16 protein-coding genes and 1 CRISPR repeat array (1 of these 17 only partly in view) are annotated in these 20869 nt (G+C 44.3%); of the genes, 12 read left to right on the top strand and 4 right to left on the bottom strand.

From position 1 onward, the window contains the following. Positions 1-200: direct repeats of the CRISPR family, unit length 33 nt; unit sequence GTCGCTCTCTACATGGGAGCGTGGATTGAAATA (it extends 165 nt beyond the left edge of the window). Positions 201-359: 159 nt separating this feature from the next. Next, a complete protein-coding gene (locus DESYODRAFT_RS17545) occupies positions 360-1289 on the top strand; it encodes an Rpn family recombination-promoting nuclease/putative transposase (protein ID WP_007785130.1) in 930 nt (309 codons plus the stop codon). Between the two features lie 341 nt (positions 1290-1630). Here the strand turns inward: DESYODRAFT_RS17545 and DESYODRAFT_RS17540 are convergent, their stop codons facing one another. Next, complete coding sequence (locus tag DESYODRAFT_RS17540; protein ID WP_007785127.1) at positions 1631-3637, bottom strand: KUP/HAK/KT family potassium transporter; 2007 nt, start codon at positions 3635-3637, stop codon at positions 1631-1633. Positions 3638-4043: 406 nt separating this feature from the next. On the opposite strand from DESYODRAFT_RS17540, the gene DESYODRAFT_RS17535 reads away from it, so the two are divergent. Next, positions 4044-4535: an HD domain-containing protein gene (locus DESYODRAFT_RS17535; protein WP_007785126.1), complete on the top strand. Its 492-nt coding sequence runs from the start codon at positions 4044-4046 to the stop codon at positions 4533-4535. 56 nt (positions 4536-4591) lie between these two features. Here the strand turns inward: DESYODRAFT_RS17535 and DESYODRAFT_RS17530 are convergent, their stop codons facing one another. From DESYODRAFT_RS17530 to DESYODRAFT_RS17520, 3 genes are all read right to left on the bottom strand, one after another. Further along, complete coding sequence (locus DESYODRAFT_RS17530) at positions 4592-6310, bottom strand: methyl-accepting chemotaxis protein (RefSeq protein WP_007785124.1); 1719 nt, start codon at positions 6308-6310, stop codon at positions 4592-4594. 78 nt (positions 6311-6388) lie between these two features. Further along, positions 6389-6814 carry a chemotaxis protein CheW gene (locus tag DESYODRAFT_RS17525; protein ID WP_007785123.1) on the bottom strand — a complete coding sequence of 142 codons (426 nt, stop codon included), beginning with the start codon at positions 6812-6814 and terminating at the stop codon, positions 6389-6391. Positions 6815-6888: 74 nt separating this feature from the next. Next, the gene (locus DESYODRAFT_RS17520; RefSeq protein WP_242833476.1) at positions 6889-7779 is read right to left on the bottom strand and encodes an HD-GYP domain-containing protein; all 891 of its coding nucleotides are present in this window, start codon (positions 7777-7779) and stop codon (positions 6889-6891) included. Between the two features lie 368 nt (positions 7780-8147). Between DESYODRAFT_RS17520 and DESYODRAFT_RS17515 the strand changes: the two genes are divergently transcribed. The 10 genes from DESYODRAFT_RS17515 to DESYODRAFT_RS17470 all read left to right on the top strand — a co-directional run bounded on the left by DESYODRAFT_RS17515 (position 8148) and on the right by DESYODRAFT_RS17470 (position 20856). After that, the gene (locus DESYODRAFT_RS17515) at positions 8148-9683 is read left to right on the top strand and encodes a sensor histidine kinase (protein WP_007785118.1); all 1536 of its coding nucleotides are present in this window, start codon (positions 8148-8150) and stop codon (positions 9681-9683) included. Next, complete coding sequence (locus DESYODRAFT_RS17510; RefSeq protein ID WP_007785117.1) at positions 9680-10810, top strand: response regulator; 1131 nt, start codon at positions 9680-9682, stop codon at positions 10808-10810. The genes DESYODRAFT_RS17515 and DESYODRAFT_RS17510 overlap by 4 nt, the downstream gene beginning before the upstream one ends. Positions 10811-10921: 111 nt before the next feature. Next, positions 10922-11143: a hypothetical protein gene (locus tag DESYODRAFT_RS17505; protein ID WP_007785115.1), complete on the top strand. Its 222-nt coding sequence runs from the start codon at positions 10922-10924 to the stop codon at positions 11141-11143. A gap of 8 nt (positions 11144-11151) precedes the next feature. Then, complete coding sequence (locus tag DESYODRAFT_RS17500) at positions 11152-12540, top strand: M56 family metallopeptidase (protein ID WP_169315927.1); 1389 nt, start codon at positions 11152-11154, stop codon at positions 12538-12540. 328 nt (positions 12541-12868) lie between these two features. Then, positions 12869-13234, top strand: coding sequence for a glycine cleavage system protein GcvH (gene gcvH / locus DESYODRAFT_RS17495; RefSeq protein ID WP_007785112.1), 366 nt, complete (start codon positions 12869-12871; stop codon positions 13232-13234). A 278-nt stretch (positions 13235-13512) separates the two neighbouring features. Then, positions 13513-15261 (top strand): sigma-54-dependent Fis family transcriptional regulator, encoded by a 1749-nt coding sequence (locus DESYODRAFT_RS17490; RefSeq protein WP_007785111.1) that lies wholly within the window; start codon positions 13513-13515, stop codon positions 15259-15261. A gap of 370 nt (positions 15262-15631) precedes the next feature. Then, entirely contained in the window at positions 15632-16069 is a 438-nt protein-coding gene (locus DESYODRAFT_RS17485; protein ID WP_007785110.1) for an OsmC family protein, read from the top strand. 56 nt (positions 16070-16125) lie between these two features. Further along, positions 16126-17754, top strand: coding sequence for a sodium:solute symporter family protein (locus DESYODRAFT_RS17480; RefSeq protein ID WP_007785109.1), 1629 nt, complete (start codon positions 16126-16128; stop codon positions 17752-17754). Positions 17755-17890: 136 nt separating this feature from the next. Continuing rightward, the gene (gene lpdA, locus DESYODRAFT_RS17475) at positions 17891-19306 is read left to right on the top strand and encodes a dihydrolipoyl dehydrogenase (RefSeq protein WP_007785107.1); all 1416 of its coding nucleotides are present in this window, start codon (positions 17891-17893) and stop codon (positions 19304-19306) included. 353 nt (positions 19307-19659) lie between these two features. Beyond that, the gene (locus tag DESYODRAFT_RS17470) at positions 19660-20856 is read left to right on the top strand and encodes a PucR family transcriptional regulator (protein ID WP_007785106.1); all 1197 of its coding nucleotides are present in this window, start codon (positions 19660-19662) and stop codon (positions 20854-20856) included. Positions 20857-20869: the final 13 nt, after the last annotated feature.

Here is a 20869-nt window from a genome sequence, read left to right as displayed (position 1 = left end):
CACAGTAGGATCCTTCGCTTCATCGGACGCGAGTCGCTCTCTACATGGGAGCGTGGATTGAAATACACACATAATGATGTACCTACGCACATATATTTTCGTCGCTCTCTACATGGGAGCGTGGATTGAAATATGCTATCGCATAAAAGCGCATCAAAAGGGTCTCTGTCGCTCTCTACATGGGAGCGTGGATTGAAATGACACTAAGGAGTCCTAGAAGAACTTCGTTTCGCCCCGCGGTAAGGTATGTTATAATTATCCTATAGTTAACCTTTATAAGAAACATTAGTGATGCGGTTTAGGCACCGAACCTTGTTTTGCCGGCAAATCCCCGTTAGCGCTCAGAAGGAGTGAGGGAATTGAACCTTATCCATAAACCCCATGACAAGTTTTTTAAAGAGACCCTCAGTGATCTTCGGACGACTCAGGATTTTTTGCAAAACTATCTGCCCCAGGAACTTCTGGAATTCATGGACTTGGAGACTGTTACCCTGCATAAGGACAGCTTTATTGAAAAAGAGTTGGAAGAAACCTTTTCCGACTTGTTATTTCAAACCAAAATCAACCATAAGGACAGTTATCTTTACCTGCTCTTTGAGCACAAAAGCTACCCCTCGCCCAAGGTTGCCCTTCAATTGTTAAAATACATGCTGAACATTTGGGAATTAAAAACAGCGGGTCGGCCCGCGGCCAAACTGCCCGTCATCATCCCCCTGGTAGTCTATCACGGTCAAGCACGCTGGAACAGCCCGTTGAAACTCTCGGGTCTGATTGAGGATTATGAGCAGCTGCCCCTAGCCGTTGCCAACTGCCTGCCGGATTTTTCTTATCTGCTCTATAATATCTCCGCCTACAGCAACGCCGACATCAAGGGCAGCATGAAGCTGCAAATCTTTCTGAAATTATTGCGAGATATCTTTGAAGAAGATTACGGGGTATTTCTGAAGACTTTACAAGAATCCCTTCGGGCCCTGGATGAGCTGGAAAAGCAAGACAAGGAGTCGGAGTACTTCGAGACGTTTATCCGATATATTATGAATGCCAGAAATGACTTGGAATTTCAAACGGTCTACGATCTGGCCAAAGAGATTTCTTTGGAAAGGAGTGAAGTCCTTATGACTATTGCCGAAAAGCTGATCACAGAAGGCATGGAGAGGGGCCTGGAGGAAGGCATGGAAAAGGGCAAGCTGGAAGTGGCGGAGAATTTGCTGAGGCTGGGTATGGAAGTAGACATGATTATCAAGGCGACAGGACTGGCTGAGGATGAAATCAGAAAACTAATGAATTAACGCGGAAGGCCTGTGGTCTTGGGCTGCATTAAGCAGTCCGGGGCCATTTTTTATTGGCGGGATGAGAATATTCAAGACAATTAACCTGCCGGCTGTACTGGGAAATAGATGCTTTTTCTGGAGGGGCGGCTACAGATCTTGGTTATAGATGCAGGCTAACAGCTGACGTTGGAAGAAATATTTTTGGCCATCATCAGCAAGAAGGAGGAAAAGTAAACCGCATTGATTTATATAATTTTTTCTAATCAGCTGTCAACCCCGCGTACATTTCTATTGGATAAACAAAGTAAAACGCAAAGCTGCTTAATGCTTCAGGCAGGAAAGCCAATTATCTTGAACCCTTAGGTGGGCCTCCTCTTCAGGATTATTGACTTGCTTGCCCCCAGACGCAAGGGAACATATTCAATTTTAACGTCGGTATGCTCAAGACCAAACCAACGAACAGGGGAAACTGAAATTTTCTTGAGCTTAAGTTTAAATAAGAGGATCAGTCGTTTAAATAAGGGAAGGGCAGTATCATGGGCCAGTTCTTCACGGACCAAAACAAAACAAAAATCCCCGATATGGCGGTTAATATCGCTTGAAGAATAAAATTGAAACTGTTTCTTTATTTCGTGTGATTTCATGAGATCCGTAACAATTTGTTTTAAATAGGTACTCACTCTTTGTTCAACCCTAAACCCCAAGTGTAATTGGATTTTAAAAATATAATCCGTGCCAAAATTTTCAATGGAGTATTCCATGGTCCTTGGTTCATCGGTAACCTGTACATTGATGAACCAATAAACGTCCGCTCTTTTGGGGCGCTTATCCAGAATAGAATAGATGATTTCATTGTTGACTTTTCCCGGCTTTGACTTGCTGGTTAAATAAACCAAGTTGGTTGCATAGAGGGGAAAGTGTTCATCTTTTCTAAGTTTTTCAAGCTTAAAAATATAATCGTCCAGGGAAACTTCTTTGATCACGGCTTGCTCAATGATGGTGGCTTTATGCCATAACATCATGAGTGTTAAAATGAAAAAGGCAATAATGACAGTTACAAACCCGCCGTGGAAAAATTTCGAAGCGCTCGCAATGAAAAAAGCGGTCTCTAAAGTCCCAAAAATGATAACCACCAGCAGGGAGAGCAACCGAGATATCTTTTTTTTCATAAGCCAATTGAACAGCAGGATGGTGGTCATGAGCATGGTAACCGTAATCGCTAACCCATAAGCAGCCTCCATATGGGCAGATGTTTGAAAGAACAGGACCACGCCGATACAGGAAAGCATTAAAAGGGTATTGACGATGGGGATGTACATTTGGCCTTTGGACAATGCCGGATAGTAGATTTTTAATCTCGGCAGTAAATCTAACTTAATTGCTTCCGAAACCAGTGTAAAGGAACCGCTGATTAAGGCCTGGGAGGCAATGATCGCGGCTAAAGTCGCTAAGAGGACACCGACGATGCGGAAATTTCCCGGCATCAGTTCAAAAAACGGATTAAAACCGATGATTTGCTGCAGCTCTGCATTTCCCTTGGCATGTAACAGCCAAGCCCCTTGGCCAAAATAGTTCAAGAGCAAAGCAACTTTAATAAAAGGCCATGTTCCGTAGATGTTTCTCCGTCCTACATGCCCTAAATCGGAGTACAAAGCTTCGGCTCCGGTTGTAGCCAGGAATACGCTGCCTAAAATCGCCAGACCGGCTTTATTATGGTCACTAAACAAAAATTGAATTCCATAGTGCGGAGAAAGGGATTTCAGGATATCCAGGTTTCCCAAAACATGGGCAGCACCTAAAATGCCCAGCATGAGAAACCATAAAAGCATAATAGGTCCGAATAATCGTCCCAGTATCTCAGTGCCGGTTCGTTGGAGCAGAAACAGAAAACAAAGAATAAAGATGGTAATGATAATCACGGTGGATTGGCTTGAACCAAAGCTGTTCACATAGGCGGGAATCCCTTTTAATCCTTCCACAGCGCTGGTAACGGTAACGGCCGGTGTTAAAATACCATCTGCCAAAAGGGTTGCTGCCCCAATCATTGCCGGAACAATCAACCAGGCTTTTCTTTTTCGAATCAGTGAATACAGGGCAAGGATGCCGCCTTCCCCATGATTATCCGCCTTGAGTGTGATCAGAACGTATTTTATGGTTGTAAGCAAAGTAATTGTCCAGAAAACAAGCGAAAGGGAACCGTATACAAACTCATTGGTAAGGGAAGCCAAGCCTCCGTTTCCTTCAACTAACGCCCTCATAACATATAAGGGGGATGTCCCAATATCACCATAAACAACACCGATGGTTACGAGCATTCCGGCCAAGGTTAAGGGCCGTTCTTTACAGATAGTTGCTGCCTTATTCATTTTTTATCCCCTCATATGACAATTTTTTATAGCTGCAGTGTAATGAGTATCCAAGGTCTTTTTAGTATAGCCGCTTTAACATTAAGATAGTATAAAGGTAAAATCAGCCGCATAAAGATACCATCAATTCACGTGAAAACCAGGCCCCGTTCAAGTGGCTACTCTACAGGGTACAGTTTATCTGCCAGTTGCCGTCTCTTGTTATTTTCCTGGCTGTCTTACTGATTATTCCTGTAAAAACAATAAAAAAATCCTTATAATTAGAGTTAGGGTAGTTCTTGCCCAAATCTCTAACTATAAGGAGATCTGACGCCCTTAATATCTTTGATCGGGGCTATGTTGGCTCAATGAATTAACCTCAGACCCAGTTATTCTCTAGAACTATATCGAAAGATGAGGTAATGTCATGGATCAAGTAATACAGCAAATGAAAGAGATCTTTAAAGAAATTCCTTTTGGAATTGAACATACGCTTAAAGTGCTTAAAAATGCTGAAGAAATAATGGCTGGAGAAAATGTCAGTGACAAAGCAAGGGAATTAATATCAATAGCGGCCATACTTCACGATATCGGTGCAGTAGAGGCCCAACGTAAATATGGTTCAATAGAGGGCGTTTATCAAGAAAAAGAAGGTCCGGCGGTTGCAAGAAGAATATTGGAAAAAGAAGAATTGGATTCAAAGGATATAGAAAGAATTTGTTATATTATTGGTAACCATCATACTCCTTCCAAAATTGATGGTCTTGATTTTCAAATACAATGGGAAGCAGATTTGCTGGAAAATTTAACAGTTATAGATAAACAAAAGGAACAACAGAAACTAAAAAAATGCATAGAAGAAAACTTTAAAACAGCTTCAGGAAAAAAGATTGCTTACGAACGTTTTATTTTAGATTAGGAGATTGTAAAGGCACCCTACGTCGAAAACATAGAGTGCCTGATTTGGTTTTTTGCCTAGACGCTGAACTTGCTCACAGCAAGCTGAAGATCCTGGGCCATTTTCGCTAAGCCCTGACTGGAAGCAGAGATCTGTTCTACTGAAGCACTTTGTTCTTCAGTGGCCGCTGAAACGGTCTGGCTTTGGCTAAGATTTTGTTTGCTGATCGTGTCAATCTGGTTGATGGCATTAACGATCTGTTGACTTCCGCTGGCCATTTCCTCGACACTGGCGGATACTTCCTGGATGCTGTTGACGGATTGGTTGATTGAGCCGGCAATTTCCTCAAAAGTCACACCGACAGAAGAGACCATATCGATGCCATGCTTCACATCCTGGTTTCCAGCCTGCATGGCGGTTACGGCGTTATTGATATTGACTTGATTTTCGTTGATTAACTCCGCAATTTGGTTTGCCGCCTTGGAGGATTGTTCGGCCAGCTTTCTTACTTCTTCAGCAACAACTGCAAAACCGCGGCCCTGCTCGCCGGCACGGGCGGCCTCGATTGCGGCATTAAGCGCCAGTAAATTAGTCTGAGAGGCAATGTCGGATATCACATCCGTTATCTCGCCAATCATTCTGGAGCCCTGCGCTAGTTTGTCAACGACGCCTTGAGTGACGTCTGTAGCATGACCAATTCTATTCATTTGTTTTATGGCTTGGTCAATGACCTTCTGACCATCTTGGGCCGCCAGGGAAGTATTGCTGGCTTGTTCGGCCACCTCGCTGCTGGTGGCGGCCACTTGCTGAATCGCTGCAGATATCTGTTCAATGGCCATAGAAGTTTCGTCAATGGCGATGGATTGTTTTTCCGTTCCAGCAGCTACATCAGCAATGGCTGTAGCAACCTGGCTTGTGGCAAGTGCCTGCTGCTCAGAGCTTGCCGAGAGTTCTTCTGAGGAAGAAGCCACTTGTTCAGCCGAGACACTGACATGTTTGATCAGGTCTTTAAGATTAGCAGTCATTTGGTTTACCGCTTGGGCCAAAATCCCGATTTCATCCTTCGTGTTCAGCTTAACCGCTTCAATGGTAAGATTGCCCCGGGCGATCTCATTGACATTGGCCACGACTTTATTTAACGGTACTGAAATAAGTCTGCCTATGAACGTGCCAACGGCGATTGCCAACACTACTGCGCCGGCTAAGACGATGATAGTGGCCCGAGTAGAGCTTTTAAAATCTTCATTGGCCCGATCCATCATCTCTTTGGATGTCCGATCGTTGTAATCGGATATTTCCAGCAGGATGGAGTTAAGCTTCTCCATATGGGGGGTGACTTCGCTTGTAAAATACCTGAATCCTTCCTCCTCATTCCCTGCTGAGGCAATGGCCAGCGCCTTTTCTCGCTCAGTCCGATATTGTTCCAACTCTGACTCAAAGGTTGGGAACATATCCTGTTCATAAGTATCTGGATTAGCCTGCTTGTAATTGGTCCAGCTTTCATTGAATTGAGTAATTAAACCGTCCATCTCGTTTTTCAGATCGAGGTATTCAGTTTGAGTGAGAGGGGCTGTCAGTAACCGATAAGAGATGCCTTGAATATTGCGGTTAGTTGCTCGGGCTTCTTTAAGCAAAGATATGGATCTGAGTTTGTCGTTGTACAATGTACTAATAGTATCATTGGACTTCAGATTATTGTAATATCCAGTGTAACCCACCACGGAAAGAAAGGCTGCCATTAACATCACAAGAGCAATTATTTTGGCTCCTACCCTGAGATTGCGTAAAGCTTTCATTATGTTTCTCCCTTCCGGAATTCATCTAAAGGTAATTCTGTGTTCAATACGAGTTGAGATAAGTCAAGAAATCAAGCCTCAAGCGCTTTGAGGTATTCCACCCAGGATCTCCTCGGGCTTCAAGATAATAAGCAATCGATCGGCCAGCATTCCAATTCCATCAATGAACGTTTCAACGACCAGCGGTTCATCACCAGGGGCTAGTATATCTTCATCCTTGAACATCAAGACTTCAGTGACGCTATCGACCATAACCCCAACCGTATTTTCGAAAATGTTAAGAATAATGATTCGGGAATGCCCGGTAATGGGCTTCTCCTTAAAGCCAAATTTCTCTGATAAGTTAATAATCGGTGTAACCATTCCTCTAAGATTGATAATTCCTTGTACAAACTCTTGGGCATTGGGAACATGGGTTATGGCTGTTAGTTTTATGATTTCTTTTACCGATTGGATGTGGAAAGCGAACTCCTGATCATTAAGTTTAAATACGACGACCTGCATGTGTGGTATCCCTCCTTTGCTGTTAAAATCATAAAAAGCGAATTGCCATTGCGTGCTTTTTAAGCGGCAGATGGTCAACTGCTGAAACTAAAGTTAAAGTCTTTCTCTTTAAAAAGTCTCACGCAATGCTCAACGACTTCAGAATCATATTTTTCACCTTTAAAATTGCAGATTTCATCAAGGGCAGCCTCTATCCCAAGGGCCGGCCTGTAAGGGCGGTGTGAATTCATAGCTTCGACAACATCTGCCACAGCGAGGATTTTACTTTCAAGAAAGATCTGTGAGGCGGTCAGGCCCTTGGGATAGCCTGAGCCATCCAAGCGCTCGTGGTGCTGGCTGATGATTTTGGGGATTTTCCAAGGCAGTTTGAAGTCTTTAATAATTTCATTACCAACTTCCACATGGGTTTGGAGCATTTGATACTCAAGTTGGGTCAGCACCCCCGGTTTGTTCAAAATATCGGTGCTGATATATATTTTTCCGATATCATGAATTGCAGCAGCCATGGAAAGATTATTGATCCCTTCTCCTGAAAGCTTCATCTCCGAGGCAATGGCGCAAGCTAGTTGTTGCGTCCTTTTTTGGTGTCCGGAAGTATAGGGATCCCGAAATTCGCTGATTTTGGAGATAAGGCTAATGATTTGCGTCAGCATTTCTTCAAGGGTAAAGTGGCCGTTCGCGATTTGTTCCTGAAAAACCATAAGGCACATCGTTTTTTCGTTATGCAATAATTTATTGGCTGAAGCCATCCCGGATTTTAAGGAGCCGTTCTTGGTTTTAATCGATAGGAACCGGCTATCTTCCTCTGGCAATAATCCCAGCTCAAACACTGTTTTAACGATGAATTCATCCTTGGAATAACCCAGCAGATCCAGAAAGGCTTGATTGACATCGAAAATCCTTCCTGTGTTGGGATCGGCAAATAACATTGGTTCCAATGATTTGTTGAAAGCAAAGTAATACATTCCGTATATTTCCACGCCTTTCCAGGGAAAGCATAGCTTTTCCTCAAAGTTTCTAAAATCAACAATAGATTTACATATATTTGCATTAATAGACAATTAACGGACTTTTTCGTAAACATAATACTATAGCGATCTGACAGAATTCTGACAACCCGCTTGCTATTGTTAGCAAAAATGAAATTCGGAAGAAATCTTTGGCAAAGCTTCCCCAAAAAAGCAAAGCCATGAGTCGTTGATTTCTCATGGCTATGCAAAACCCAAGTGTGATGCTAGGATAAAGTGCAGACATCGTTGTAAACTGCACATTTTCGATAAAGTCAGACTGATTTGAGTGATGGATTCCAAAATTAGATTAGGGGTTTGTTTCAGTGAAGTTTTATCAGCTGGCAAGAGTATCAGCAATTGATGCGATTCAGGAAGGGATAATTATTGTTGATGGACAGGGCCGAGTCATCGATCATAATGTTGCCGTAGACAGGTTTATCTACGATATTATCGGTGTGAAGCGCAATGTCATCGGCAAGAACATTGCGCAGGTGCTCTCTGTCTGGCCCCAATGGCAAGCGGCCTGTAAAAATGGGCATGAGGATGAATTTGAGATTGATGTTTGGGCTTGGGGAAAAGCTAGATTCTTCAGGGTAAAAGTGTATCCTCTTCAAGAATATAATTTCCGGAAAAGGGGAACGGTTTCGCTGCTTACGGATATTACGAAGGAAAGAATCCGGGGACAGGAGGACTCTGGTTCAGAAAGGACGGGAGAACTGGTTAAAAATGAGTTGACTCTGCTTAAACAGCAAATGGCGATGGTTTTCAGCACGATATCAGACCTGGCGCTGTTATCCATTGTGGATCGCAACGGCAAATACTTGTTTTATACCGAAGCCGTCAAAGCCCAATTTGTCGAAGCAGCTGCCGACCTTACGATTGGCTCGGCCTTTCGAAAAGGATTGTATTTTTCTGCTGGCGGAATAGAAATGGACTATTGTGATATCCCGGAGATAAAAGTGCTCAGCGGAGAAAAAATATCCCAATGTCACTTTGTGATGAAGAGGGTAGCTGGTGAGACCCATTTATTGTTTAACGGAACGCCTATTTATGATAAAGAAGGAAACGTCACCTATGCTATATTCTTTACCCAGGATATAACGGATCAAATCCTTCGCAAAAGACAGGCTCAGGTGACACAGAATCTGATAGAGCTCAATATGACAAAGGATCAGCTTATTCAGGCGGTTACCCATGATATCCGCAACCCCATCGCAACTCTGGTAAGTCTGATGGAATTGATGGAGGAAAAGGAGCATGACCCTGACTATCACAACCTTTTAACGACAGTGTCAGAACAGCTGAAATATACCTATGCCATGGTCGAAAATGTGTTGAAGTGGTTTCAAAAACAGAAGGAGAGGGTAAGTCTAAACCCTTCCCTGATCAACTTATATGTAAACACCCAAAAAGCCCTCAAGCTTTATGCCAAGCAAGCGGAATGGAAGGGGATAAAGGTTAAAAACAGGATCAAAGCCAATCTGAATGTCTATGCAGACAGGGAGTTGATCGAATTTGTTCTGCGCAATCTCCTGGACAACGCGATAAAATTTACGGCCAAAGGCGGGACAATCTCCATTCAGGCACACTCATCCGCAACCGACGTGATTGTTTCAGTCACTGATACCGGAATAGGGATGGACACAGCAAGTTTAAGAGCCCTATTTAAGGATTCTGCCCTATCGACCCGGGGAACGGAAGGAAAAAAGAGCTCAGGACTGGGACTTAAGCTCTGTAAAGAATTCGTGCATAGTCACGGTGGGGAGATATGGGTTGAAAGTGAATTGGGAAAAGGAAGCACCTTTAGTTTTTCCCTCTCAACATCCGGTAAATCAATTCTTGCAGGGGGTGAAGAATGAAGGCAATTCTTATCGATGATGATCAACCGATGTTATTTATTCTGAACAAAATGCTGGCCAAGATCCCCAGGGTGGAAGTCGTAGGCGAATTCCTGAGTGCCGGAGATGCTTATCATTTTCTTAAGCATAACTCTGTGGATCTGGCCTTTGTGGACATCAAAATGCCAGGGGAAAGCGGACTTGATTTTGCATGGAGAAGCTTGGCAGAATTCCCGGGCCTCTATGTGGCTTTTTTGACAGCCTATAAAGATTATGCCGTGGAGGCCTTTGAAGTACAGGCATTTGACTATATCCTCAAGCCGATCCAACTGGAAAGGCTTGAAAGGACGGTAAGCCGCGCCCTACACCGCAAAGCTTCAGAGAGTTCATCAAGGAACACAGTTGAACATTCCAAGGTTCTATCTGTCTATTGTTTAGGTGGAATGGATATTAGAAATACCAACGACGATTTTGTGCTTATTAATTCATCCAAAGGACAGGAGTTATTTGCCTATCTTTTAATCCATCGGGAAAGACTGACCTCAAAGTGGAGAATTATAGAGGATGTTTTTCATGGCATGTCACCCCAGAATGCGGAAACCTACCTTAATACAACCATCTATAAGTTACGAAAAGTATTAGAGCAATATGGAAAACGATCGGCCATTGTGGTCTCCAATGAGAGCTATGTCATGGAAATAAAGGATTTCTATATTGATTTCATCGAGTTCGAAAACAACGTGCGTACCTTGCAGAGTATGACCGAGGCTAATCTCCAAGAAGCAATCAAGACAGTTAATTTGTTTGCCGGAGAACTTTTTGGGGATAAGGATTACCAATGGTCTTTAGCTGAAAAAGAGAGATTGTGGGATATCTATTCCAGCTTTGCTAAAAAGCTGGGCCGGTACCTTTTTGAGAATCAGAATTTAGCCTTAGCACTGCAAGTCTTTAAAAAGCTCGTGACTAAAAACGAGCTGGATGAAGAGTCCCACTGCTTTCTGATGCAAGTTTATGCTGCGCAGAACGACCTGCCCTCCCTTATTCGGCATTATGAGCGTTACGTCCAACTCCTGCAGCGGGAGTTGGCAATCTCACCAAGTAATTGGACGGCACAGTTGTTCCTGAGCTTAAAGAAATCCCTTCTGTAAATGGGTAGGGTGCATAAGGAAGCAGATATAAATTACCGGATAAGACAGTTAACAGACGGCAAGTGTAAGAAACAAAATGTAAAATGCTTTTGACATTACGGAGGCTTAATTATGAGAAAAATGGATGAGATGGAATCGAAAATAACCAAAAAGGAATTAAGTGGGTATTACTACTTTAAGAGCCAAGAAACGTCGCTTCCTTTAATCCTGTTCGGTCTGCAGTTTGACGATAACAGTGGTAAAAAAATTCTTATTTCACTTAGAGGTGATATTATTACTAATTGTATTTGGCGTAATACTAAGGCCAGTACTTTCCACAACTTGACCGCTTAAAAAGGAGATTGACAATTAAAATTACAAGTGTAATGATGATTACAAAAGTAAACGTAAAAGGGAGGAGACATTTTCACTTCAAGTCTAAGGACCTATTGGTAAACTGGCTAACCCAGGGGTTGCTTATACTCCATTGGTTTAACCCTCTGCTCTGGTACTCATTGCTAAAATTACGGGAAGATCAGGAAATTGCCTGCGATTATTTGACTATCGAAAAGATGGGAATTGGCACCCCTGAGGAATATGCCCTTACGCTGCTCAAGCTAGCGGAGAGCAACTTGAAAGTATCAGGAATTGTCAGTGTGGCAAGTTTGTTGGGTACACAGTCACAGATAAGGAGAAGAATCAAAATGATAAAAGATTTTCGTAAAGTACCTTTAAAGTGGGCTTTATTGGTTATTCCAGTCGTAGCTGTTCTGGTATGGGTTACTTTGACCAATGCTAAGGTGAGCACTTCCGGTACGGTTGGCAAAGTGTCTGCCGTGACAAATGGCCAAGCGGGTGAGACTATAACTCAGTCTGATCAATCTTCTTCTGTACCTGAGGGAGGCTTTAATTACCGGCAATATCTGCCCTTCACCCCTTTGCTTCCCAGCTACACTGCGGGCTACGAGCTTACCTCTTCTCAGATCAGCTGCAGCCAAAACATGCCTCCTGACAACACTTCCGGTGTAGGGTACTTAGCTGCCTATGGCAGCCACGCAGCATTTACAATCTCAGAAGGGCCCTCCAAGGGGATAGAGCCTAATATTTCGGATTACTCTACAAAAACCCAAATCCAAATAGGTGATTTGCCGGCAACATTATACGTCAGAGAGATTGGTGATGCCTTTATTCGATTTACAAAAGATGGTGTGGAGTATACCGTCAACAATATAATCGGCGGGGGCATTTCCATCGAGGAGTTAAAGAAAATCTGTGCCAGTATAGCAGTTCCGGCTAAAAATCCGCCTTCAGACATTTATATAGGAAAAGGAGGCACTTCGGCTACAGATGGGTTAAGCTTTAAGACTCTCCAAGCAGGGGAGGTGGTCATTCCCCAGGGCTACAAATTTGATATGCAAAATTCCATGATCTATATTCAAGGGGACAAAAAGTCAGAGAACTTTTCGTTATACTATACGAATACGCAAGGCACGGCAACACCTTTCATTAATGTCCAGATGATCCAAGGAGATCACCCCTGGTTCGCTCCAGTGTCAACGCCGGACTCAACCTTTGATACGAAACGAATTGACGGAATTGACGTTAAACTGCGTAAAAATTATAAGGATCGTCTGCCGGCAGCTGTGTTTCAAATGAGTGGTGGTTTAAGATTTGAGATTGCTTCGACGGAATCGCAAGGGATTATCGAGACTATAGTGAAATCGATTGTGCAAGCTTATGCTAAACAGTAGGTACTAATCGTCAGTAAATCATCCTACCAGAATAAAAACGCAGCTGTCATGTTCAGCCTGATTCCTAATGTTGGCGAGATTTGCTTCAGCTTTATGATCAATACGGCGATTTTGCCGGAGCTTATTACAACCGGGAAAATCTAGGTGAACGGTACAGTATGGCATACTTTACGGCTGATACAGTGCAACAGCGGTTGCCGGCTCGGAAACTATAATTTTTGCTATTAATTATAAAGTTGTCCGCTGAAATGCTAGCTCTTGGAATGATAATTGCATTAGCAGTAATTGCGACAGAAATTAATTTATCAAGAAGGGAAGAGCTAGGGTTATGAAAATGTATAGCAGAGAACATCAATGGGTTGAGTTAAAGGGTGAGAAAGCTTATCTGGGGATAACAGAATTTGCTGCCAAGCAATTAGGGGATATCGTCTTTGTAGAACTGCCGGCGGTAAATGATCAATTTGCGGCTGGAGAAGTAATAGCAAGAGTTGAATCTGTCAAGTCTTCATCTGAAATTTATTGTCCTGTATCCGGGGAAGTATTGGCGATTAAGGAAGAACTGGCGGATGCTCCGGAAAGGTTAAACGCTGACCCTGAGGGAGAAGCCTGGATTGCGGAAATCCGACTGGAAAACCCCAAGGAACTCGATGAACTGATGACCAAAGAAGAATATTTAGCCGGCCTCTCCAGTTAGCAAACTCTAAGGGGCCCTGTGATATAAGGTCACAGGGCATTTTTAATACTATTAGAAAGTATAAAACTTACGTTATTATACTGCAAGAAGGTCTAACCCGTGCGAAGACAGTGTCTTCGTCTAAGCATAAGGGCAACCAACGGTTTCGCCTCATTTGTGAGTATGCGTTTAAGGCTCGGCGAAGCCGGGTTTTCTTTATAGGCGTTAGTTTTTGCCTTGGGCGGGATTGGGTATTATAATAATGAAGATTGTCGGATTTTGCATTTGGAGGAGACATCATGAAAGTTAAGCAAATAATGTTAGAGAACCCTCGGACTTTGCATTATAGCCAAACTATAAGGGATGCCTGTCATCTTTACAGGCAAACCAATGTTAACTGTGCTCCGATTGTGGATGACCAGAATACCGTTGTGGGAATTCTAACAGTCTTTCGCTTACTTGAGGCAATTGAAGATGGGGCAACCTTTGCAACCACTGTTGACCAGATCATGGAGAGACATTTACAAATAATTGACGAAAATACGGCTTTCCATGATATCAGGGAACAAACCATGGACCGGCTGCTGATTTATAATAACGAGCAGAAGCTTACAGGGGTATTAACCCGCATTGATCTAATCAATAAGGTCCACGGGGCTCTAATGAACTCTGAGGACAGACTGGCTGAAGCCCATGAGATTAACAAGGAACTAAGAAGCGTTATTGAAGCATCTTATGATGGGATCATAGTCGTTGATAGTCAAGGCTCAGTGCAAATGGTCAATAAGAGCTTTTTCAGAGTACAAGGTTCTGACCACGACCCCATGGGAGGACCCATCGAGCAGCTAACCATAGTCTGTCGGGAAGCTCTTATCCAGGTGTATCAGCGTGTGATGGCAAAGGGCAAGGTGACGTTTGAGCGGTATAAAGGCAAACATTTAACTGAGTTAGTTATTACGGGAAGTCCTGTCTTTGATGAACTGGACGAGCTTGTTCGGGTAGTTATCAGCATTCGTGATTTAACCGAACTCAATCAATTGAAACTTCAGACTGAGCAATACTCTCATGAGCTGAAATCACTTAGGGTAAAAGAACAGAAAGATCTTATTTATCATAGTGCCGCTATGGAGAGGGTTGTCAACGAAGCCTTGCGGGTATCGGGTGTGGACTCGACGGTGCTGATTGTAGGGGAATCGGGAGTAGGGAAGGAAGTAATAGCTAAAACTATTCATCAAAACAGTCCCCGGGCAGAGGGGCCGTTTATACAAATAAACAGCGGAGCGATACCGGAGAATCTTCTGGAATCCGAGTTGTTCGGCTATGAGAGAGGATCCTTTACAGGGGCTAATAAAGAAGGCAAGCCCGGGATGATGGAACTGGCCAACGGAGGTACGTTATTGCTGGATGAGGTTGGGGATATGCCCCTGAATCTTCAGGTGAAATTATTGCGGGCAATCCAAGAGCAGGAGATATACCGTATCGGCGGCCGTGTACCTATTAAGCTTAACATTCGTATTCTCTCAGCCACCAATAAGAATTTAGAGGAATTAGTTAAAGAAAGGAAGTTTCGCGAAGATCTGTTCTACCGTCTTAATGTGGTTTCCATTAAAGTTCCTGCGCTGCGGGAACGGAAAAGTGATATTTTACCCTTGGCTAAGCATTTCTTGAATAAGGTTAATGAACGGTATAAGATGCGAAAGTATTTTTCCTACGAGGTCTATAAACTCCTTGAAGAGTATAATTGGCCCGGAAACATCAGAGAACTGGCTAATTTGGTGGAACGTCTGGTCATCATGTCCGAACAGGATGCCATCTTCCCGGACCAGTTGCCCGAGGAGTTCTCTGTCAATCAGCCCTCAACTCCTCTCCGGGTAACGGTTGATCAGATTGTCCCGTTAAAAGAGGCCAGGGATATTGTGGAGACGGAGTTGATTATTAAGGCTTTAAAGGAATATAACAGCCTGCGTCGTGCCGGAGAGGTCTTAGGAGTAGCCCATTCTACGTTATTGAGGAAGGCTAGAGCATTAGGTATAACTTACGCTGACTAAGAAGCGGTGCAAAAATGGAAAACGCGGTGCAAAAATGGAACGGGACGAAAAAGCCTTGTTGCAGAGAGTATTTTTCTCAAGACATAGAGAGATGATTATTACGTGGTGCATTAAGACACCGCGTTTTTTCTTTTTAAAGGTAAGGATAGTTTTCCAGTGCCGCCTTCTGAAGTGTGCAGCCAGGGCAGTAGCCTGTGCCGGCCAACTTTTCTAATAGGTCTTATATAAAATTTCTATAGCCTGGCTAATATGGCATGGCCCTTGCAATTGTAATCACAAGGACAAGGATATTGAGTGCTTATGAAGGTGGTGAGGGTTAAAGTCATCTGAATAGGGCAGCGAAGTAATTCATAAAAAGGAGAGATTAGTTATGTCGAAAGTAAACATTACCTGGGAAGGAAATATGAAATTTGTAGGGACAGATGAAAGTGGATTTAAGGTGCCTATGGATGCTTCCTCAATTTATGGCGGTAAAAATGAAGGTATAAGGCCGATGGAACTAATGCTGATGTCCCTGGGTGGGTGCACAGGTATCGAGCTGGGTCACATTCTCAATAAAATGAGAGTCGTCTACGACCGCTTAGACATTGAAGTCAGCGGCAATAGAGCAGAAGAGCATCCCAAGGTGTTCAGCGATATTCAGGTTGTCTATCGGTTAAGCGGGGAGAATATCCCCGTAGAAAAGGTGAATAAAGCTTTGCAAATGGCTGAACAGGTTTATTGTTCAGCGTCGAATATGATTAAAGAAGTTGCAGAAATTACCTATTCCATAGAAATTAATGGTACGGTCCATCCCTACGAAGCTTAGTTCTATTCATTAGGGAATAGGAAGTCTTGATTAGGTAACATGAAGGAGGAGCGCTAATGAATTCATTCGGAGCGTGGATTGTGGGATTATGGCTGACCTATACCGCTGTCCTTATAGTCCTGAGCAGATATGCCAAAAAGAAAGCGGAATCCGGCGGCGGCGACAGCTTTTGGGTCGGAGGACGCAGCTTTAAACCCTGGATGGTCTTCGTATGCATTACGGGCTTATTTTCGGGATCGTCGTTTATTTCAGTTTTGGAATTATCCTATAAAGTAGGTATTTCGGCGGCCTGGTATGGTGTAGCGGAAATGGTTCACGTCTTAATCATTGCGCTATTGTTAATTGCTAATTTGCGCAGACTGAAAATGGTGACGGTTTCCGGTTTAATCGGGGATAAATTCGGGCGTCTGGCCCTGGGTGTGAGCGGTGCGATTACTGCCTTTACCTTTCCCATGTGGTCCGTGGCGACCGCCCTTGCTTTTGCATCGGGCCTTCACGTTTATACCTCCTTATCCCTGCCTGTTTCCATTGCCATTACAAGTATAACCCTGCTGATTTTCCTGCAATCAGGTGGAATGTGGTCCATTGTTGTTACTCAAACAGCGAATAGCTTAGCTTTCGCAGCCATGTTTATCGTGGGCTGTATTGCCTTCTTCATCGAACCGGGTCTTGGCGGGTTAGCTCAATTAGCAGCCGCCCAACCCGCCATGTTTTCCGCAACCAATGCCGGCTTGCAGGTGATCATTGCCTGGTTTGCTACCTTTTTGATCAATGTGTTTGTAGCTCAGGCAGCCTTTCAGATGGCTTTATCCTGCCGTACTCCTGAGGAGGGCAGAAAAGGCTTGCTGATGGCTTTTGGGGCAAATGCCTTTTTCATTGTTTTCGGTGTATTATTTGGTTTGTCAGCCGCTATTGTGGTACCCGGCGGAGCCCGGGGGATGATTGCCATACCTCAATATTTGGCTCAAGTGCTGCCTGCCCCATTGGTAGGGGTGTTCTTCCTGGGAATTTGGGCCGCGGCCCTGGGCTGGGGTGCCCCCTGCCAGTTTTCCGGGGCAACAAGTCTTGGACGTGACGTAATGGGTGCCATTAACCCGTCCTTAAGTGATCAACGCAAAGTCACTTACACGAAATATGCTTTAGCCGCCCTAACCCTTGAGATGATCTTATTAGGCCTGATGAGAAGTGAAAACGCTTCCTGGTGGAATGTTCTGGCCTGGACCTTGCGGAACGGCTCGACCTTCGCCCCGGTGATTGTGGCCCTGGTTTGGCCGTTGGCAACGCGCCGCGGGGCGATAGCTGCCCTGGTCGGCGGATTTATTTCCGGATTAGCCTGGTATGCTTTGGGTGGTTGGGACCCCGTTAAGTTTTTCTATAATATACATCCGGTGTTTATTGGTATGACCTTTAATATCTTACTCATGGTACTGGTTTCCATGACAGAGAAAGCCGGACAGTGGAAATTCAAATTCGATCAGTCCTCCGGCAGAAAGACGTTAGGGATTGTATCCGCAGCAGCCATGGTTATCTTTGTAATTACAGCCTTAACCCAATTTAACTGGCTCTTCCAGAAAGGCTTGATTGGCTTAAATCTCTTCTTGATTGTAACGGCAATTTTTGTGAATGTGATGGTCTTTATTGTTCCCATAACATCAGAGACGGCCGCTGCCGAACAAGCAGCTTGAAGTTCAAATGGATTTGTAAGCAACTGTAAATGCCCGTTGTTTTAAGTGTACGAGGGGTAAGCTGGCAATGGTTCAATGCGTTGCCAGCTTAATTCTTTAACGAAAATAGTTAAGATCAAGGAGGACAAAGTTTTATATGCAAAACGGAGGATTTGATGTTATTGTCATCGGCGGTGGACCCGGAGGATATACGGCCGCTGCCAAAGCCAGTGCTCTGGGTGGCAAGGCAGCGGTTGTGGAAAGAAGCGCTTTAGGGGGGACCTGCTTGAATCTGGGCTGTATCCCCACCAAAACCTTGCTGAAGTCCACTGAAGTACTGGAAAGCGTTAAAAAGGCCAAAGATTTTGGCGTGGATATCAGCGAAGTAAAGGTGTCTCCGGAAAAGATCCTCAACCGGAAACAGGGGATTATTAAACGTCTCAATACCGGTGTTGAATTTCTTATGAAGAGTCATAACATCACAGTTTTCAGGGGGGAAGGGAAAGTTACCGGAGTCGATGAAGTAACCGTAACGACCCCCTCCGAACAAATTGTTCTGAAAACGCGAAACATTATTATAGCCACCGGCTCCAGGCCCGCTGCAATACCGGGCCTGGAGCCGGACGGACATTGGATTATGAACAGCGACCAGGCCTTAATGTTAACAAGCATTCCAGAAAAACTCTTAATCATTGGCGGGGGAGCAATCGGTGTTGAATTCGCTAGCATCTACCGGAAACTTGGAGCGCAGGTCACCTTAGTTGAAGCAATGGACAGAATCTTACCCTTTGCGGACAGAGAGGTCAGCGATGCTTTAAAACAGTTAATGGCACGGGAGAAGATCGTTGTTTTAACGGAATCTAAGGTGGCCGGAATTCAAAAATCGGCAGAGGGTTTACTGGTTAACGTGGAGACTCCTAAAGGGCTTAAAGAGATTCAGACGGATAAAGTGTTGGTAGCAGTCGGCCGGCGTCCGGAATATGAAGGTTTGGGTTTGCCGGAAATAGGCGTCACGGTGGAAAAGGGGAAGATCGCAGTTAATTCCAAAATGGAAACAAATATTCCCGGCATTTATGCCATAGGGGACGTAACAGGGGGAATTTTGCTGGCCCATGTCGCCTCCGCCGAAGGGACAGTGGCGGCAGTAAATGCTATGGGCGGCCAAAAACACATGAATTATAAGGTTGTACCCAGTTGTATTTATACCTCGCCGGAATTGGCCAGCGTAGGTCTTAGCGAAGAACAGGCTGTCAGCCGGGGCCTGAAGATTGTTATCGGAAAGTCTCAATTCACCGGGAGCGGTAAAGCTCTGGCCATGGGAGAAAATAAAGGATTAGTTAAAATCGTTGCCGAGGCAGTCAGCGGCAAAATACTGGGTGTGCATATCCTTGGGGCCCAGGCCACAAGCCTGATCTCTGAGGCAGCATTGGCCATTAATTTGGGAGCTGCGGTTAACGATATTGCAGACACAATTCACGCCCACCCCTCACTTCCGGAAACTCTGCTGGAGGCTGCTGAAGAAGCGGTAAAATTAATTGATAGGGAAAAGAATGATCCCATTTCTAAGCTATAAGAATTTATGCTGTTTTTACCAAGGTATTTAATTCTGAAAAAGCAGGGGTATAGAGTTAGTATTGTTGAGAGGCATCTGAGTTTTATAAATTAAAAGAAGAGAAATAGTTATTATCTATGCCATTGTGGATGGAAGAAGAGAATACCGCAATTTAATATAGCTGCGGGTGATTCAAAAACCGGCTGTTTTGAGATCTTACTAATCTAGATTAGTTAATCCCAAAACAGCCGGTTTTTCAAATTGGAGCCGGATTTATGGCAGCATTTTTCTCTCCTTTAGGCACGTGGAAAATTACGGTTTTGCGGGTATAATGATATAAAGAAAGCCATAAGCGGATACGGATGTGAAGTACGGTGAATCCAGAAGAGATTCTCAAATTAAACAAGCTCTTAATGGATGAACTGCTGGCCGGGCGAAGTTTTCACGGTTTGGCCCAGCAGTTGTCCGGCAGGCTGGAACGTCCGGTCATCATCACTGACCGGAATGACCGGGTGTTGGGTGCCGCCCAAGCCCTGGCCATACTCGAAGGAAATTTGTTGTTCCACTGTGAGCTTGACCCCAATGTCCCTCATTGCACTTTGATCCTGGATGATGAGAAGCGGCCGGCCGTTTATTTAAGAATAACCGGCCAGAACAGCAGGCTGGTTGGGTTTCTCTATATTTTGACCGAAGATGCGGGGGTTTTGGAGATCGCTCAGCAGGCAGCGCCTCTGTGTGCCTTGGAGCTGATAAAACAGAATTATGTGATCCAGGCTCAGAGAGAGTATAAGGATGCCTTTATCTATGATCTATTGTACAGCAATATTGAATCTGTCCGGGATATTATGAGCCGCGGGGAGATCTGGGGCTGGGATCTCAACCGGCCCTATGGCGTGATTGTTTTTGAATTGGAGGATTATCAGGATTTTTCTGCGGACAGCCATTTGCTGGAGGGAATCTACGCAATCGTGGAGACGATCCTGCAGCAGGAACTGGAAAACCCCATCATCATGAAGATGAAAGGTCAGATCATAGCCCTTCTTCCCGGAGATATGGAACAGAGGAACATTGCTAACGCCAGAGAGTTTGTGGAGAAAATCCAAAAGAGCGCCCGGGAACGCTCCAGCAAACGAACCTTAAATGTTGGCGTAGGCCGGGTTTATGAATCCGTCAAAGATATCTTCCGCAGTTTTCAGGAGGCCAAGATTGCTTTGGAACTGGGCCGGCTGATGGAGATCAAAGGGGAAATCCCCTTCTTCAGCGATCTGGGCCTGGCCAGGATTCTCTATAATCATGACCGTCAGGAATTGAAGGAATTCTATTGGGAAACCTTAGGACCACTGGAGAGTTTTGACCGGGAGCAAGGAAATAACCTGATGGCTACCTTGGAACAATATTTTCAGAATCAATGTGATTCAAGGGTGACGGCCAATGATCTGTTTCTCCATCCCAACACTCTGCGCTACCGCCTGAAAAGGATCGAAAAAGTCTTGCAGATCAACCTCGAAGATTTTGAAACTCGCTTAAATTTAATGACGGCATTCAAGGCAAAATACCTCAGGAAACTATAGCAGGGGGTGAAAC

Source organism: Desulfosporosinus youngiae DSM 17734 (assembly GCF_000244895.1).
Lineage (GTDB): Bacteria > Bacillota > Desulfitobacteriia > Desulfitobacteriales > Desulfitobacteriaceae > Desulfosporosinus > Desulfosporosinus youngiae.
Note: the sequence above shows the minus strand (reverse complement) of the source record. Positions and strands in the feature narration are given on the sequence as shown.